General features: G+C 63.9%; 12 protein-coding genes. All 12 read right to left on the reverse strand.

Going from position 1 to position 15,778, the window contains the following annotated elements; all coding sequences use genetic code 11:
• Positions 1 to 94 precede the first annotated feature (94 nt).
• Positions 95 to 1,327, reverse strand: coding sequence for a maltoporin (locus M1D78_RS16830; protein ID WP_437421130.1), 1,233 nt, complete (start codon positions 1,325 to 1,327; stop codon positions 95 to 97).
• 145 nt (positions 1,328 to 1,472) lie between these two features.
• Entirely contained in the window at positions 1,473 to 2,405 is a 933-nt protein-coding gene (locus M1D78_RS16835) for a sugar ABC transporter substrate-binding protein (protein WP_437421131.1), read from the reverse strand.
• 393 nt (positions 2,406 to 2,798) lie between these two features.
• A complete protein-coding gene (locus M1D78_RS16840; protein WP_437421132.1) occupies positions 2,799 to 3,815 on the reverse strand; it encodes a Gfo/Idh/MocA family protein in 1,017 nt (338 codons plus the stop codon).
• A gap of 107 nt (positions 3,816 to 3,922) precedes the next feature.
• Entirely contained in the window at positions 3,923 to 4,783 is an 861-nt protein-coding gene (locus tag M1D78_RS16845; protein WP_437421133.1) for a sugar phosphate isomerase/epimerase family protein, read from the reverse strand.
• A 75-nt stretch (positions 4,784 to 4,858) separates the two neighbouring features.
• The gene (locus tag M1D78_RS16850) at positions 4,859 to 5,869 is read right to left on the reverse strand and encodes a Gfo/Idh/MocA family protein (RefSeq protein WP_437421134.1); all 1,011 of its coding nucleotides are present in this window, start codon (positions 5,867 to 5,869) and stop codon (positions 4,859 to 4,861) included.
• Positions 5,870 to 5,921: 52 nt separating this feature from the next.
• Positions 5,922 to 7,859 (reverse strand): 3D-(3,5/4)-trihydroxycyclohexane-1,2-dione acylhydrolase (decyclizing), encoded by a 1,938-nt coding sequence (gene iolD, locus M1D78_RS16855; protein ID WP_437421135.1) that lies wholly within the window; start codon positions 7,857 to 7,859, stop codon positions 5,922 to 5,924.
• 87 nt (positions 7,860 to 7,946) lie between these two features.
• Positions 7,947 to 8,789, reverse strand: coding sequence for a TIM barrel protein (locus tag M1D78_RS16860; protein ID WP_437421136.1), 843 nt, complete (start codon positions 8,787 to 8,789; stop codon positions 7,947 to 7,949).
• A gap of 28 nt (positions 8,790 to 8,817) precedes the next feature.
• Positions 8,818 to 10,317, reverse strand: a complete 1,500-nt coding sequence (locus M1D78_RS16865) for a CoA-acylating methylmalonate-semialdehyde dehydrogenase (protein ID WP_437421137.1) — start codon at positions 10,315 to 10,317, stop codon at positions 8,818 to 8,820.
• 78 nt (positions 10,318 to 10,395) lie between these two features.
• Positions 10,396 to 11,865: a sugar porter family MFS transporter gene (locus tag M1D78_RS16870; protein ID WP_437421138.1), complete on the reverse strand. Its 1,470-nt coding sequence runs from the start codon at positions 11,863 to 11,865 to the stop codon at positions 10,396 to 10,398.
• 111 nt (positions 11,866 to 11,976) lie between these two features.
• Positions 11,977 to 12,783, reverse strand: a complete 807-nt coding sequence (gene iolB / locus M1D78_RS16875; protein ID WP_437421139.1) for a 5-deoxy-glucuronate isomerase — start codon at positions 12,781 to 12,783, stop codon at positions 11,977 to 11,979.
• Positions 12,784 to 12,794: 11 nt separating this feature from the next.
• On the reverse strand, positions 12,795 to 13,709 hold the full coding sequence (gene iolE, locus M1D78_RS16880; protein ID WP_437421140.1) for a myo-inosose-2 dehydratase: 915 nt from the start codon (positions 13,707 to 13,709) through the stop codon (positions 12,795 to 12,797).
• A gap of 42 nt (positions 13,710 to 13,751) precedes the next feature.
• The gene (locus M1D78_RS16885; protein WP_437421141.1) at positions 13,752 to 15,695 is read right to left on the reverse strand and encodes a bifunctional 5-dehydro-2-deoxygluconokinase/5-dehydro-2-deoxyphosphogluconate aldolase; all 1,944 of its coding nucleotides are present in this window, start codon (positions 15,693 to 15,695) and stop codon (positions 13,752 to 13,754) included.
• Positions 15,696 to 15,778 lie beyond the last annotated feature (83 nt).

Here is a 15,778-nt window from a genome sequence, read left to right on the forward strand (position 1 = left end):
TTGAAGCACCCGCCTGGTCGTCAACCTGACTTGACTCTAGTGGACTATAAATTCCATTTCAATGAATGATTGAAATTTATTTTCCATATCTCACTTACCAAGAATGTTCGACCTGGATGCCGAAGTTGGCACCGTGGCGGTCGTTACCGAAACTGCCGGTGTCCGACAGCGCCGAGCCGGCCATCAGCTCGCTGGCAGCCTTCTGAGCCGCGCGGTTCCACACTGCGTAGGTCACGTAGAACCGCACCTCCGGGTGCGCGCCCTTGAAGGTCGGGCCGCTGGGCGACCAGGTCGGTGCAAGGGTGAGTTTGCTGAGCGTGCGGGTGCCGCCAGGCGCGCGGACCCGGTCATGGCCCAGCTCGGTGGCGAACTTGAACTGCTCGGTGAAGCCGTAGACGGTGCGCGCGCCGACCGACAGCCAATGCTGGTCGTCACCGTCGCGCCGCTCGTCCTTCTGGTAGACGACCTGGAACTGCCCGCCCCAGCGCGGCGTGGTTTGCCAGTCGAAGAACTCGACGATTCGGTAGCTGGTGTTGTCGCTGTCGAGCCCCACGTCACCGGTCGAACCCAATGCGATACCGGGTCCCGCGCCGTACTGCAGGGCCAGGGTATTGGTGCCGCCGAGGCCGAGGAAATCGGCCTGCTTGTGCTGCGCGGTCAGCGCCCAGCCGCTGTGGGCATCGTCCTGCCAGCTCGGTTTGTCGATGTAGCTCGCCCCAAGCTCTAGCTCGCCGCCGGGGTTGGTTTCGAAACCGGCGACGTTGAAATCGTGCCGGTTGACGTAGCGCTCCTGGTCGAGGTTGTCCTTGCGCGAAAAGGCGTAGCTGTAGCGCAACCCACCGATCTCGACGTCCTCGATGCCGCCGCCGGTCGCGCTCTGGTTCCAGTAAAAAAAGTCGGAAATGTCGATGGAGTTTCGCTTGTAGTAACGGCGCCCAGCCCAGAGCGATCCGCCGTTGAGTGCGGCGATGTCGTTCCAGTAGGCGTAGGCCTGGACCATCCGCGCACGGCCGTGATCGCCCATGAAGTGCGGCGTGTGGTCGTACTCATTGAACAGCTGCGCCATGCCGTATACGCCGACGCGCGAGCCGTCATCGAGGCGGAAGAAATCTTGCCAGGCGCCTAGCTCGATCAGTTGTTCGCACTCGTTGCCCAGGCGGTACTTGGACGCCGCGCCCGGCAGCAGAAAGCATTGCTGCGAATCGGAGCCGGACGATCCACCGGCGCCGATGCGGAAGTAGCCCTCGGTTTCCAACGCCATGGCCGCGGGAGCACTGAACGCGGCGGCGAGGCAAATCGGGGCGGTGACGGTTTTTATTGTTTTCATGCTGTCTGTTCCTTAGGTCTCGTGTGGCCCGTGCCCTTTCCTCGGGGCGAGCGACGCCCGCGAACCCAGGCGTGTCGCACACGGGCGGAGAAACGAATGGGGTGTTATCAGGCGGCCCGGCGCGAATGCGGGGCCGCCACTGGCGTCACTGCTTGAGGCGCGCCTGGAAAGACTCGACGTTTTCAGGCGTGATCAGCTCGTAGGGAATCCATACGCTCTGCTCGACCTTTTCGCCTTTGGCCATTTTGATCGCCGCCTCGATGGCGCCGCGCGCCTGGCCGCGTGCGTCCTGGAACACCGAGGCGGTGAGCATGCCGCGCTTGACCGCCGCGAGACCGTCCGGGGTGCCGTCAACGCCGCCGATCAGCACCGAGCCCTTGCCGCGCCCGGCCTGCTGCAGGGCCATGGCCGCGCCGATACCCATCTCGTCATTGTTGGAGGCGACCGCATCGAACTCGCGGCCGGAGAGCAGCCAGTTGCTCATCAGGTCCATGCCCTTGTCACGCATGTAGTTGGCCGTCTGCTCTTCGACGACCTGGATATCCGGGTACTTGGCCAGCACTTCCTTCATGCCCTTGGTGCGGTTGTGCGTCGAGTTGTTCGCCAGGTCGCCGAGCATGATCACGACATTGCCCTTGCCGCCCAATTTCTGGGCCAAGTATTCCATTTGTAGACGGCCGGCCTCCAGATCATTGGAGGCGACGGTAACGACGCCCTCGGGCAGCTTGGAATCATCCGGCCGGCGATTGACGTAGATCAGCGGAATGCCGGCCTTGACCGCCGACTGGGTGATGTTGCGCGTCGCGGCAGTGTCCACCGGGTTGACGATGATGGCGTCTACACCCTGGCTGACGAAGCTCTGCACCTGGTTGAGCTGTTTGACGACGTCACTGCGAGCGTCTTCGAACTGCAGCTGCACGCCTTCCTCCTTGGCCTTGTTGGCCATGGACTCGCGCAGGTAGGTCAGCCAGTTGTCGTCGAACTGCGACATGCTCACGCCGAATTTCATCTCGGCCATGGCGGTGCCGGTCACGAGCAGGGAAAGCGCCAGCGTGGCGATGCGTGTCTTGATCCGCATGATGGGTAACTCCGTTTGTTCTTATTCGATGGAATGCAGGGTGCAAATCAGCGGCGCGCCATGCCGGGTGGGGCTTGGCGCAGGTGGCACAGGCGGGAGGGAGGATGGAGCGCAACACTACGAGCGGTGTTCATTGACGGCACCTTTATTGTTGTTGGGGCTCGTCCGACTCGACACTGATACGGCTGGGCGAAGTGGACGGTGAAACGTCAACTGCGAGATGAAATGTAGTGGAATGTTTTTTCTATTACAACTTTATTTGGAATTTATTTTTTGGTCATTCCAAAGCATCAAACGAAACGGCAAGCGCCCGCGCGGCGAGAACCGGCAGGCGGTTTGCACTTGCTGGAAAGGTGATGCGGAGCGGGTCTACAAACGCGCTTTGACGCCCCTTTACATCAGCGTCAGCACGCGCCCCTGTGCCGCGCTTTGCCGGGCCGCGTCGAGCACACGCTGGGTCGCCAGCACCTCGTCCATCGCTACCGGCATCTCGGCCTCGCCCTTCAGCGCAGCGACCCATTGGCGGTAGAACGCAGGCCACTGCCCGTGCTCGGAGGGAATCAGCTCGCGGTCTTCGCCGCGCTGCAGCCAGCCCCAGCGCAGGTGCTCCTCGGCGCCCCAACGTTCACCTAACTGACCCGGCAGCTGCCCTTGAAACAGCGCCTGTGCCTGACCATCCAACTGCTCGACGCGGTAGCAGCCCTCGGTGCCGTTGACGCGAAAGCGCGGCCCCGGTGCATGCTGGATGGCACTGCCCCACAGGTGCGAGCGCACGCCGCTCTGGTGGCGCAGGGAAATGAAATAGTCGCAGTCGAGCGTGTCGTCGACATAGGTCATCTCGGCATAGATCGAGCGCACCGGGCCGAACAGCAGCAACGCCTGGTCGACCTGGTGGCTGCCGATGTCGCGCAGCGCGCCCCCACCGGTGGCCTTGCCCTGATCGTCGTCCTGCCAGCCCTCGATGCGCGACTCGAACCGGTGGACCTGACCCAGCGCGCCGCTGTCGAGCAGCTTGCGCACGGTAAGAAATTCCGAATCCCAGCGCCGGTTCTGATAGACACACAGCGGCACGCCAGCCTCGCGGGCGCGCTTGGTCAGGTCGCAGGCTTCGGCGACGTTGAGCGCGAAAGGCTTGTCGCTGAGTACCGGAATGCGCCGCTCGATGGCTTCTCGCACCTGTGTCGGGCGTACCGTTGGCGGCGTTGAGATGACCACCGCATCGACGCCTGCCGCCGCAAGCTCCTCCAGCGAATCGAAGACCGGTACGCCCGGGTGATCGCGCTCGACCTCAGCGCGCCGCTCGGATGAGCGGGTGACGACGCCGGCCAGTTCGCAGCCCGGCGTAGAAACGATGAAAGGCGCATGAAACAGCCGCCCGCCGAGGCCGTAGCCCACCAGACCGATACGCATGGCATTTCCTCAAGGCAAAGCGAGGCCGGGGCGCTGCGCAAAGCAGACCCAAGCATCTCGCAGAATCGATAGAGGCCGCCCGCAGCGGGCGGCCGTTCGCATAGCCGTTAGCGCATCAGCTCGTGCTTCACACGCTCGAGCATGAAGCGGCTGGACTCGTCGGCACGGTCTTCCCAGGCGAAGACGGCGACCGTGGCGACACCGTCGAACTTCATTTCGCGCAGGGTGGTGAAAAAGACGTCCCAGTTCACTTCGCCCTGGCCGATGTCCAGATGCTGGTGCACGGTGGCAGTGACGCCGGGCGGGTTGACGATGTAGCGCAGGTTGGACGAAGCGCGGTGGTTGTAGGTGTCCGCGATGATCACGTGGGTGAGCTTGTCACCGGCGTACCTGAGCATCGGCGCGATGTCACCTTTGCCGTCGTCATAGAAGAAGGTGTGCGGTGCGGCGTACAGGTAGTTGACGAAATCCACGTCCAATCCGCGGATCAGGTCGACGCCCTCATTGTTGCGCTCACAGAAGTCGTAGGGGTGGGCCTGGATGTCGAGCTTGATGCCCTCACGCTCGAAGATCGGCAGCAGTTCGTCCATCGACTTCATGAACTGCTGCTCGCAGACCAGCGCGTTGTCGGCCTGACCGGCGAACTCGGTGTTCATCAGTTCGCAGTCCATCTCCACCGCAACCTGGATGGCGCGCTTCCAGTTGCGCATGGCGGCCTGACGCATTTCCTCGTCCGGGCCGGCCCAGTGGTAAAGCGGCAGCAGCGAGGACAGCTTCACGCCGGTGTCGCTCAGCGCCTTCTTGAATTCGCAGATGCGCGCCTTGTCGACACGCGGGTATTTGTAGAAAGGGAAAAAGTCCTCACGCGGCGACAGTTCGATGTACTCGTAGCCAAGCTCGGCGGCCTTGTCGACCATCTGCGCAATGGGCAAGTGGCGGTACATGTAGGGATCAAGGGCGATACGCATGTTCATGTCCTCTTGTTCTTGTGTCTTTCGCAAGAGCGGGCCGGCCTGCCAGCGAGCCCGCGCCCAGCATTGCAATCAGGCGTAGAACGCCGGCTTCTCGGGCAGCTCGATCGGCTCGACCTTGCCACTGGTTTGCGCCAGCACACAGGCATCGCCGCTGACCGCCGCGGTGTAGCCGTCCCAGGCGGAAGGGCCACCGATCTGGCCGTCGCGTACGGCGTTGATGAAATCCTGCAGCTCCACGTCGTAGGCGTCGATGAAGCGCTGCTTCCAGTCGGTCAGGATGGTGTTGGAGAGTTTCGCCGCGCTGCGCATCTGCACCGAGGCAGGCTCCGGAAGTTTGGCGATGCCGGTCTCGCCGACCACTTCGCACTGGATGTCGTAGCCGTACTGGCAGTTGACGAAAATCTCGACGTCGATGCGCGTGCCCTTGGCGGTTTCCAACAGAACGATCTGCGGGTCCTTCAGGTGCGGCAGCGCGTTGGTCGTCTTGCGCGGGTAGAGCACCTGCGCGGAGACGAAGTGATCGTCAAGCAGCCAGGTGAAGACGTTGAGCTCGTGGATCAGCGTGTCGGTGATCGCCATGTCGGTGTTGTAGGACTCGCCCACCGAGGGGTTGCGGTGCGCCGCGTGGATCATCAGCGGCGCACCGATGCCGTTCTCATCGATGACTTTTTTCAGTGCGCGGTAGCCCGGGTCGTAGGGGCGCATGAAGCCAACCTGGACCAACCGCTTGCCATGCGCCATCTCCGCTTCGACGATCTTGCGGCAGCCGTCAGCGGTAACTGCCAGCGGCTTTTCGCAGAACACCGGCTTGCCGGCGGCAATGGCGGCCAGTACGAATTCTTCGTGGCTCGGCCCCCAGGAGGTGACGAGGATGGCATCGACGTTGTCGGCGTTGATCAGCTCATGCCCACTGGCATAGACCTCGGCCTGAATGCCCAGCCCTTCGACGACCTTGCGCGCCGCGTCGGCGTTGATGTCGTTGACCGCGACGACCTGCGAACCCGCCAGGGCGAAACTGCAGCGGCGGATGTGGTCCTGGCCGATGGCGCCAGTGCCGATGACTCCGAGTCTGACTGTCATGATGCGTGTCTCCAATTCGTAGGGTTCTTGTTTTGCAACGCTGTTTGGGAACTCAGTACTGACGTGCCTTGGCCGTGTTGGCCTTGAGCATCCGCGACACGGCTGCGATGCGCTCGCTCTGCGACACCTCAGCCCCACCGACCCGCCACCAGGACAGGTACTTGTGGATCATGGTCTTGGGTAGCACCTTGATGTCGATAAGGGTCGAGACGCGCTGCTGGCGCGCGTCGGCCAGCGCCGCGCGCAGCTCGTCGAGCGTGCGCACCTTGTAGGTCTTGCAGCCGTAGGCCGCCGCGCTCATGGCGAAGTCCACCGGAATGAAATCGCCGTCGAGCTTGCCGGTCTCCGGGTTGCGGTAGCGAAACTCGGTGCCGAAGCTGTCCATCCCGTGTTCCATCTGCAGGTTGTTGATGCAGCCGAAGGTCATGTTGTCCAGCAAAATCACATTGACCTTCTGCCGCTCCTGGATGGCGGTGACCAACTCCGAATGCAGCATCAGGTAGGAACCGTCGCCGACCAGCGCGAAGACCTCGCGCCCAGGTTCGGCGAGCTTGACGCCCAGCGCCGCGTTCACCTCGTAGCCCATGCACGAATAACCGTATTCGAGGTGGTAGGTGTGCGGCCCCTTGCTGCGCCAGGCGCGCTGCAGGTCGCCAGGCAGGCTGCCGGCGGCGGCGACGATGACATCGCTGTCGGCCAACTCGGCGTTGAGCGTGCCGACAACGGCGCTCTGCGTCAGGCTCGAACCGGTCAGTTCGATGAACTCTTCCAGCACCTGTCGTGGCAGGTGATCGTCGATCTCCGGGACGAAGCCGTCGGTGCCATATTCGACGGCGTAGACGCGGTCGACCTCGGCCTTCAGCTGCGCGCGAGCGTCGGCCACCGCACCACCCCACTGCGCCTTGTAGCCGCTACGGCCAAGCGCGTTGCCCAGCGCATCGAGGCCTACCTGGGCGTCGGCCACCAGCTGCACGGCGTCCAGCTTCCAGGCGTCGAAGGCGCTGACGTTGAGGTTGATGAAGCGCACGTCCGGGTTCTGGAACAGCCATTTGGACGAGGTGGTGAAATCGGTGTAGCGAGTGCCAACACCGATCACCAGGTCCGCTTCCTTGGCCACGAGGTTGGCGGCCAGGCAGCCAGTCTCGCCGATACCGCCAACGTTCAGCTCGTGGGCCGAGACGATGGCGCTCTTGCCCGCCTGAGTTTCGGCGAACGGAATGTCGAAGCGCTCGGCGAAGCGTTGCAGTGCGTCGGCCGCATCGGAATATTTCACCCCGCCGCCGCAGATCAGCAGCGGCTTGCGCTTGGCCTTGAGCAGCGCAACGGCGTCATCGAGCATCGCCTCGGTGGGCAGGCGGCGGTCGAGCCTATACACACGGCGGGCGAAGAAATACTCGGGGTAGTCATAGGCCTCTCCCTGCACATCCTGCGGCAGCGCCAGGGTGACCGCGCCGGTCTCGGCCGGATCGGTGAGCACCCGCATGGCGTTGATCGCGGCGCTCATCAGCTGCTCGGGGCGAGTGATGCGGTCCCAATATTTACTGACGGCCCTGAAGGCGTCGTTGGTGCTGATCGACAGATCATGCGGCTGCTCGATCTGCTGCAGCACCGGGTCAGGCTGGCGGCTGGCGTAGACGTCGCCAGGCAGCAGCAGGACGGGAATGCGGTTGGCTGTTGCGGTCGCCGCGCCGGTGATCATGTTGGCCGCGCCTGGGCCGACCGAGGAGGTGCAGGCATAGATCTGCCGGCGGCGCTTCTGTTTGGCATAGCCGATGGCGGCATGCACCATGCCCTGCTCGTTGCGACCCTGGTGGACGACCAGTTCGCCAGCGTCCTCCTCCAGCGCCTGGCCGAGGCCGAGCACATTGCCGTGGCCAAAGATGGTGAAGATTCCCTTCACGAACTTGCTCTCAACACCGTCGACGCTGACGTACTGGTTGTCGAGAAACCGCACCAGGGCCTGGGCCATGGTCAGTCGGATCGTATTCATAGCGACACCACCTTCTATCGTTCAATCGCCGCTTTGGTTTGAAACCGGCAAGGCGTCGCGGTCACGGCGCCCTGCCGTCGGCGCGCCTCAGGCCGCGCGCCCATCCGCTACCAACACCCGCTCACGCAGGTAGTCCATGCTTTCCTTGAGTGCCGCCGCGGCATCGTCCAGCGCATGCACGGTCTCGGCGAATGGCTCGAACGAGCAGTGACCCGTATAGCCCTGAGCCAGCAGTTCACGCAGTTGCGGCGCGTTGCCGAGGATGTCGGCATCGCCGACCAGCACGCGGTGGCCATCGCGGATATCTGCCATCGGCAGCTCGCCGTCCTCGACGCCCGAGATGTGCACCAGGCCAGTCAGCTCGGGGAAGAACTCCTGCTCGGCCGCCAGATGGTGGTGAAAGGTGTCATGGATCAGACGGAACACGTCCAGGCCGCCAACCGACTTGATCGCCTCGACCGCCTTGCGCTTGTGGCGCAACGAGCATTCCTCGAAGCCCAGCGGCTCGACGAAGCCGAGGATGCCGTGCTCACGCAGGATCGGCGCGATCTCGCTCAGGGCGGTGCGCAGGTTTCGTGCACGCTCAGCCTCGTCGCGCGGGTCGTTGCGGTCGTTGAGCGGGCACATCACCAGCGCCTCGGCGCCGCAGTCGCGGGCATAGGCGGCCAGCTTCAGCGTCTGGGCACGACGTTCCTCGTTCCACACATCAAAGGGGTAAAGGGCGTTGATCGACAACACGCGGACACCCTTCTGCTGGCACAACTCGCGGACACGCTCAGGCGGCGTGCCGTCTTCCATCTCGACGCCCTTGAGATCGTTGCGGATCTCGATCGCATCGGTACCTAGTGCCAGGGCCATGTCGATGAACTGATCCAGCGGCAGACGTGGGGCGGACATGCGGTTGAGGGCAAAACGTAGGGTCTGGCTCATCTTTTTTCTCCGTATCGATAAACGCAGGTTATTTGGCGGTCGGCATGCTGAATTCGGCGCCCTTGGCGATGCTGTCGGGCCAACGCTGCATGACGCTCTTGTAGCGGGTGTAGAAACGCAGGCCTTCCTCGCCGTAGGCGTGGTGGTCGCCGAACAGCGAGCGCTTCCAGCCACCAAAGGAATGCCAGGCCATGGGCACCGGGATCGGCACGTTGATGCCGACCATGCCGACTTGAATGGAGCGGGCAAACGCGCGGGCGATGCCGCCGTCGCTGGTAAAGCAGGAGACGCCATTGCCGAACTCATGGGCGTTGATCAGCTCGACCGCGGCGGCGAAATCCGGCACGCGGACGATGCCCAGCACCGGGCCGAAGATCTCTTCCTTGTAGATGGTCATCTCTGGCGTGACCCGGTCGAACAGGGTCGGGCCGACGAAGAAGCCGTTTTCGGCGCCTGGCACCTTGAAATCACGGCCATCGACAAGCAGTTGCGCGCCCTCTTCCACACCCTTGCCGATATAGCCCTCGACCTTGGCCTTGTGCTGCGCCGTAACCAGCGGGCCCATGTCGGCATCGGCCTCGATGCCGTTGCGCACACGCAGCGAGTCGATGCGCGGGCGCAGCTTTTCGATCAGCCGGTCGCCAACATCGCCTACCGCGACGGCCAGCGAGATGGCCATGCAGCGCTCGCCTGCCGAGCCGTAGCCCGCACCGATCAGCGCGTCGGCCGCCTGGTCGAGGTCGGCATCGGGCATGACGATCATGTGGTTCTTGGCACCGCCCAGCGCCTGCACACGCTTACCGCGACGAGTGCCTTCCTGGTAGATGTACTCGGCGATCGGGGTAGAGCCGACGAAGGACACCGCCTCGACGTCGGGATGCTCGAGCAGCGCATCGACCGCTTCCTTGTCGCCCTGCACCACGTTGAATACGCCAGCCGGCAGCCCGGCCTGCTGGAGCAGGTCAGCGATCAGCAGGCTGGCCGAGGGGTCGCGCTCGGACGGCTTGAGGATGAAGGTATTACCGGTGGCCAGTGCCATGGGAATCATCCACAGCGGCACCATGACCGGAAAGTTGAACGGGGTGATGCCGGCGCAGACGCCCAGCGCCTGACGCATGTTCCAGTTATCGATGCCGCCGCCGATGTTGTCGGTAAAGGCAGTCTTCATCAGGTGCGGCGCGCCGCAGGCGAACTCGACGATCTCGAGGCCGCGGGTGACCTCGCCCATCGCATCGGACAGCACCTTCCCATGCTCGCGGGTGATGAGGCGCGCCAGCGCCTCGTGATGCTGGTCGAGCAGTTCCTTGAACTTGAACAGGATGCGCGCGCGGCGCAATGCCGATTGCTCGGACCAGGCCGGAAACGCGGCCTTGGCGGCAGCGACCGCTTCGTCGACCGTCATGCGGCTGGCCAGCGCGACCCGCGCGCCGACCTCGCCGGTGGCCGGGTTGAACACCTCACCGAAACGCTCGCCCTGCTCCTGTACGGCTCCATTGATGTAGTGGCCGACGGTGGTGATCTGACTCATTTCGTGCTTCCTCTCGCCGCCTCGTGCGGCATTGCCTGGGATCCTGAAGCCGCCCCGCGGCTCCGTTGAGGGTGGGGTTCAGCGCTGCTGGCGTACCGCCTGATAGGCCGGCTGGCGATGTTCGGCGCGCACCTTGCGCTTGCCGGGGCGCAGCTTGTCGAGCATCACGCCTTCGATCTTCTCCAGCGCCACGCCACGGGTTTCCGGGACGAAGCGGGTGACGAACCAGTAGCCGAAGGCACAGCAGCCAGCGAACAGCCACATCGGGAAGGCGCCGTGGTAGCGCTCGAGCAGGTAAGGGTTCTCGTTGATCATCGGGAAGGTCTGGGTGACCAGGAAGTTGGCGGTCCACATGGCGCAGACGGCGACGCTCATGCCCAGCGAACGCAGGCGGTTGGGGAAGATCTCTGAGATCAATACCCAGGTGCCGATCCCCCAGGACAGCGCGTACAGCACCATGAACAGCAGCATGCCGAACAGCGCCAGATAGCCGGTCTGCTGGTGATACAGCGCATACGAGGTGATCAGCAGGCCAGCGATGGCGCCGATGGTGCCGACGCGCATCAGCGCCAGGCGGCCGACGCGGTCGATCAGGTAGGCGCCGATCATGGTGCCGACCAGCTGCATGACGCCGATCCAGATGGTCTGGTAGAGCGCCGACTCGGTGCTGCCGGTGACGCTTTTAAGCACCATGGGCGCGTAGTACATCATTACGTTGACGCCCGTGACCTGTTGGATCATGGCCAACAGGCAGCCGACCATGAGGATCAGCATCAGGCCCGACTGGCGCAATTCCAGCTTGCCGGGGCAGGTCTGGCGGTCCTGCTTGAGCGAAGCCTTGATCTCACCGAGCAGCTCGGTGGCGTGCTCGCGGTTGGAAATGCGCGTCAGGGTGCGCAGCGCCGCTTTTTCCTGGCCGACCATGACCTGCCAGCGCGGCGACTCGGGGATGGCGAAGACCACCAGGCAGAAGAGCGCGCAGGGCACCACTTCCGAGCCGATCATCCAGCGCCAGCCGTACTCGACCAGCCACTGATCGGCGACGCCCTTGGCGATCTGGTAGTTGACGATGAACACAACCACCTGGCCAAAGACGATCGCCATCGACTGCATGCCCAGCGCACGGCCACGCATGCCCTTGGGCGACACCTCGGACATGTACATCGGCGATACCGTAGCGGCGAGGCCAACGGCGAGCCCGCCGATCATGCGGTAGAGCACGAACCAGGTGAAACTCTCGGCGACAGCCGAGCCGATGGCCGAAACAGTGAACAGCAGCGCGGCGATCACCAGGGCCTTCTTGCGACCGAGGCGACCGGCGACCCAACCGGCGCTCAACGCGCCAATGATGCAGCCGATCACCACGTTGGAAACGGCCCAGCCGGTTTCAGCCGCGGTGAGACCGAAGTACTGCTTCAACGAATCCACGGCGCCGGAAATTACCGCCGTGTCATAGCCGAATAGAATGCCGCCCAGGGCAGCGACCGCACAGATGCGCAGCACGTAGGCCACGTCGTGGCCTCGGGTGGAGTCATGGAATTCAGACATATCGTTCGCTTCTCTGGCTCTTGTTATTGGGTTCCAGACGTCAGCTACTGCTTACAGCTTCAGTACAGATGGCTCACTCCTGGAGCCTGGGAACTGTCCTGTGTCGGTGACTCAGCCCTGCAACATCCACTCGTGCGCCGGGTCGTTGTGAAATTTCCAGACGCGCTTCGGCCCGGCCATCACGTTGAGGTAGTAGGAGCGATAGCCGTAAGGCACGCACACCGGGTGATAGCCGCGCGGCACCAGCACCACGTCGTTGTTCTCCACCGCCAGTGCCTGGTCGATGCTGCGATCATCGGTGTAGACGCGCTGGAAGACGAAGCCCTGCTCCGGGTCGAGGCGGTGGTAGTAGCTCTCCTCGAGAAAGCTCTGCGCGGGCAGATCATCGGTGTCGTGCTTGTGCGGCGGGTAGCTGGACGAATGCCCCGACGGAGTGATGACCTCGACGACCAATAGCGACTGCGCCGGCTCGGTGTCGGGCAAGATGTCGCAGACGTAGCGCGTGTTGGCGTCCTTGCCGCGCACCGAGCGCTTCATCGAAGCGGGCTCGATCAGACGCGGCGGCAGGCTCTCGCCGGTCTCGCCCGGCGCCAGGCAGATGGCTACTTCAGCGGCAACGTGCGCCGTGATCTGGGCTTCGCTATGCGCAGGCAGGTATGCCGCATAGGGCGACTTATCCTCGAACACACTCTGGCGATCGCCAAGCTTCGGCCAGGCGAACGCGCCGTGCTGGGCATGGCGGCCCTGGATGCTGGCGTGGCCGCTGAGCAACACGATGCAGACTTCGCGATCCTGCCCGGCGACCGGCAGGGTCTCGCCGTCAGCCAGGCGGTAGGCGGCAAAGCCGACGTATTCCAATGCGTTGCTGGGTACCTCGACCAGGGTACGGTCCTGGCGGCCTTTGACGAGCAGATTCATAGGGCCTCCTCTCAGGCGTGGGCGCGATGGCGGGCGTCGGTCACGGCCACCAGTGCACGCAGGGTGTCGTAGCCCTTCTTGGCATAGGCGTAGCTGGGTGCGACGGCGGGGTCTTGCTCGGCCTCGACCACGATCCAGCCGTGATAGTCGGCCTGGTAAAGCCGGTCGAGCATCGGTGCGAAATCCAGATTGCCATCGCCCGGCACGGTGAACGCGCCGTTGACGATGCAGTCGGGGAAGCTCCATTGGTTGTTGCGCGCCAGTTGCATCACGGCGTGGCGCACATCCTTGAAATGCACGTGACAGATGCGTTCGATATGGCGGTCGAGCACCGCCAGCGGGTCGCCACCGCCCATGTAGCAGTGGCCGGAGTCGAACAGCAGGCCGACCTCACTTCCGGTGACTGCCATCAGCTGGTCGATGTCTTCGGGTGTTTCGACGTAGGCGCCCATGTGATGGTGATAGGCCAGCCGCACGCCCTGCGACTGCGTGAAGGCGGCGACGCGGGTGAGCTTCTCGCCATAGGCCTGCCACTGCGCATGGCTGTGGAAGCGCGGGCGCTCGAGCAGCGGCACGCGCTTGCCCTGAATGGAACCGGCGACCTCGCCATAGACCATCACGGTCGCGCCATTCTCGGCCAGCAGCCGGCAATGCCCAGCGATGGCCTCGATCTCCTCTTCGGCGCTGCGGTGCGCCAGGCCGCTGGAATACCAGCCGGACACCAGCGCCAGATCATGGGCAGCGAGGACGTCACGCACGCCTTCAGGGGTCTTGGGAAACTTGCCGTTGAGCTCGAAGCCTTCGTAGCCGATCGCCTTGCCCTCGCTCAGAGCGGTTTCCAATGGGGTTTCGCCACCCAGCGACGGCAGGTCGTCGTTGCTCCAGGAGATCGGGTTGATACCTATCCGGATCGGGGAATTGTTCATCTACTCACCTGTTTATTCTTGTTCGGCGATTGGAATGGCGGTTCAGGCCTGCGGGCGCGCGTCGCGCCAGGCACCGATCAGCTGTTCGAAGGTGGCCTGCACACGAGCGATGAGCGCTTCGTCGTCCAACTCGCCGGCAAGCCAGGCGCGGCTCGGCTCCTGGAAGATGGTGCGGCCCACGGCGAAACCCCGGCAGACGGCGCTATCACCGGCCTGGCGGAAGCCCTCAGCGAGTTCGTCTACCGGCGCGTTGAGGCCGAGCACCACCACGCCGCGGCAATAGGGATCGCGCGCCTGAATCAATTCATCCAGTTGTCGCCAGACCGGCGCAGGTTGCGCCTCGATCTTCCACCAATCGGGGTAAATGCCGAGGTTGTAGAGCCGCTTGAGTGCCCGAACCAGCACATCGGGATGCTCGCCGGGAAGATTTTTTGGCGGAATGATCTCCAGCAGCAGCTCGTGCCCACTTGCCTGGGTTGCCTCGTACAGAGCTCGGATCTGTGCTTCCTGCTCCAGGCGCAAAAGCGGTTCGTCATCCGGGTGATACTGCACCAGGCATTTGACGATCTGCTCGCGCGGCCAGCTCACCAGTTGCGTGCCGATGGAGCGGCCATGCTCGAACGCCAGCGGCCGGGAGAATTGCAGCTCTACCGGCCGCGCCACCCACCAGCCGCGGCCGGTGGCGGCATTCAAGGCGTCCTGACCGAAGCGGTCGTCAGCCAGCAGCCCGACGTTGCACGTCACGCCCTGCTTGACCAGGTCCGACTCGACCCGCTCGATGGCCTGGACGAAGAGTTGCTTGAGCCGCGGGATATCGCGCGCATCGCCACCGACCTGCTGCGCCAGGTCGGCGAACTGGCTGCGATGATCGAACGCGAAGACGAACAGCTGCTTCCACGACTTGCGCGCCACGCTGACGCGGTGCAGGCGATTGAGCTCGGCATCCTGATCCGGACGGGTGAGCGGCTCAGGGCGACTGAACAGGTAGTCCAGCTCTGCCATGGTCGGCATCGCCGGGGCGCACGCATGGCGCGACACCACCAGCCCGCCACAGGCATTGGCCAGCTGGCAGCAGCGCGCGTCGTCGGCGCCGGTCAGCCATCCGCGCAAAAAGCCGGACATGAAAGCATCGCCGGCGCCCAGCACGTTGAGCACTTCGACGCGGATGCCACGGTGGATCTCGCCCTCTTCCAGGTGGGCCGGAATGGCGCCGCGAATCACGGTGCAGCCCAAGGCGCCGAGCTTGACCACCAGCGCCGCGTCCGTCACACCGCGCACATTGCGCAGCGCGGTGAGCAGGTCATCCGAGCCACCGGCGATGAGGAATTCTTCCTCCGTGCCGACGATCAGATCGAAGCGCGGCAGGATGCGTTGAACGTGGGCGGTCACCTCGGCGCTGGCGATGAAGCGCGTTTCGCCGTCAGCCTTGCCGGTCAGGCCCCAGAGCACCGGGCGGTAGTCGATGTCCAGTACACGCTGCACGCCGTGCTTCTCGGCGTAGTCCAGTGCACGGCTGCTGGCCTTGTAGACGCCCTCGATAGAGAAGTGCGTGCCGGTGATCAGCAGCGCCTTGCTGGACGCGATGAACGCTTCGTCGATGTCTTCTTCGCGCAGCGCCATGTCGGCGCAGTTCTCGCGGTAAAAGACCAGGGGAAAGGTGTCGCGGTCCTTGATGCCGAGCAGCACCATTGCGGTCAGCCGCTGCGGGTCGACCTTGATCGCGCGGGTGTCGCAGCCTTCGCGCCTGAGCGACTCGACCAGGAAGCGCCCCATGTGGTCGTCACCGACACGCGTCAGCATCGCCGACTTGAGACCCAGCCGTGCGGAACCGAAGGCGATGTTGGCGGAGGAACCGCCGAGGTATTTGGCGAAGCTGCTGACATCTTCCAGGCGCGCACCGACCTGCTGCGCGTAAAGGTCGACGCCGAGGCGCCCGAGACAGATCAGATCCAGCTGACGGTCACTTGCAAAAGTCATGTCGCCCATGGCGGCTCCTATTGTTCTTGTGGCCTGCTTTCATCGCAGCGCGTGCGATCGGGATGACTGAAGCCTACTGCGGCACTTCGCCC

It is taken from the genome of Pseudomonas sp. SA195, from assembly GCF_054131565.1.

Excerpts from the sequence above, each read along its gene's own strand:
- M1D78_RS16850 (WP_437421134.1), bottom strand. The coding sequence starts at position 5,869 with ATGACAGTCAGACTCGGAGTCATCGGCACTGGCGCCATCGGCCAGGAC.
- M1D78_RS16830 (WP_437421130.1), bottom strand. The coding sequence starts at position 1,327 with ATGAAAACAATAAAAACCGTCACCGCCCCGATTTGCCTCGCCGCCGCG.
- M1D78_RS16865 (WP_437421137.1), bottom strand. The coding sequence starts at position 10,317 with ATGAGTCAGATCACCACCGTCGGCCACTACATCAATGGAGCCGTACAG.
- M1D78_RS16885 (WP_437421141.1), bottom strand. The coding sequence starts at position 15,695 with ATGGGCGACATGACTTTTGCAAGTGACCGTCAGCTGGATCTGATCTGT.
- iolD (WP_437421135.1), bottom strand. The coding sequence starts at position 7,859 with ATGAATACGATCCGACTGACCATGGCCCAGGCCCTGGTGCGGTTTCTC.
- M1D78_RS16835 (WP_437421131.1), bottom strand. The coding sequence starts at position 2,405 with ATGCGGATCAAGACACGCATCGCCACGCTGGCGCTTTCCCTGCTCGTG.
- M1D78_RS16860 (WP_437421136.1), bottom strand. The coding sequence starts at position 8,789 with ATGAGCCAGACCCTACGTTTTGCCCTCAACCGCATGTCCGCCCCACGT.
- M1D78_RS16870 (WP_437421138.1), bottom strand. The coding sequence starts at position 11,865 with ATGTCTGAATTCCATGACTCCACCCGAGGCCACGACGTGGCCTACGTG.
- M1D78_RS16845 (WP_437421133.1), bottom strand. The coding sequence starts at position 4,783 with ATGCGTATCGCCCTTGATCCCTACATGTACCGCCACTTGCCCATTGCG.
- iolB (WP_437421139.1), bottom strand. The coding sequence starts at position 12,783 with ATGAATCTGCTCGTCAAAGGCCGCCAGGACCGTACCCTGGTCGAGGTA.
- iolE (WP_437421140.1), bottom strand. The coding sequence starts at position 13,709 with ATGAACAATTCCCCGATCCGGATAGGTATCAACCCGATCTCCTGGAGC.
- M1D78_RS16840 (WP_437421132.1), bottom strand. The coding sequence starts at position 3,815 with ATGCGTATCGGTCTGGTGGGCTACGGCCTCGGCGGGCGGCTGTTTCAT.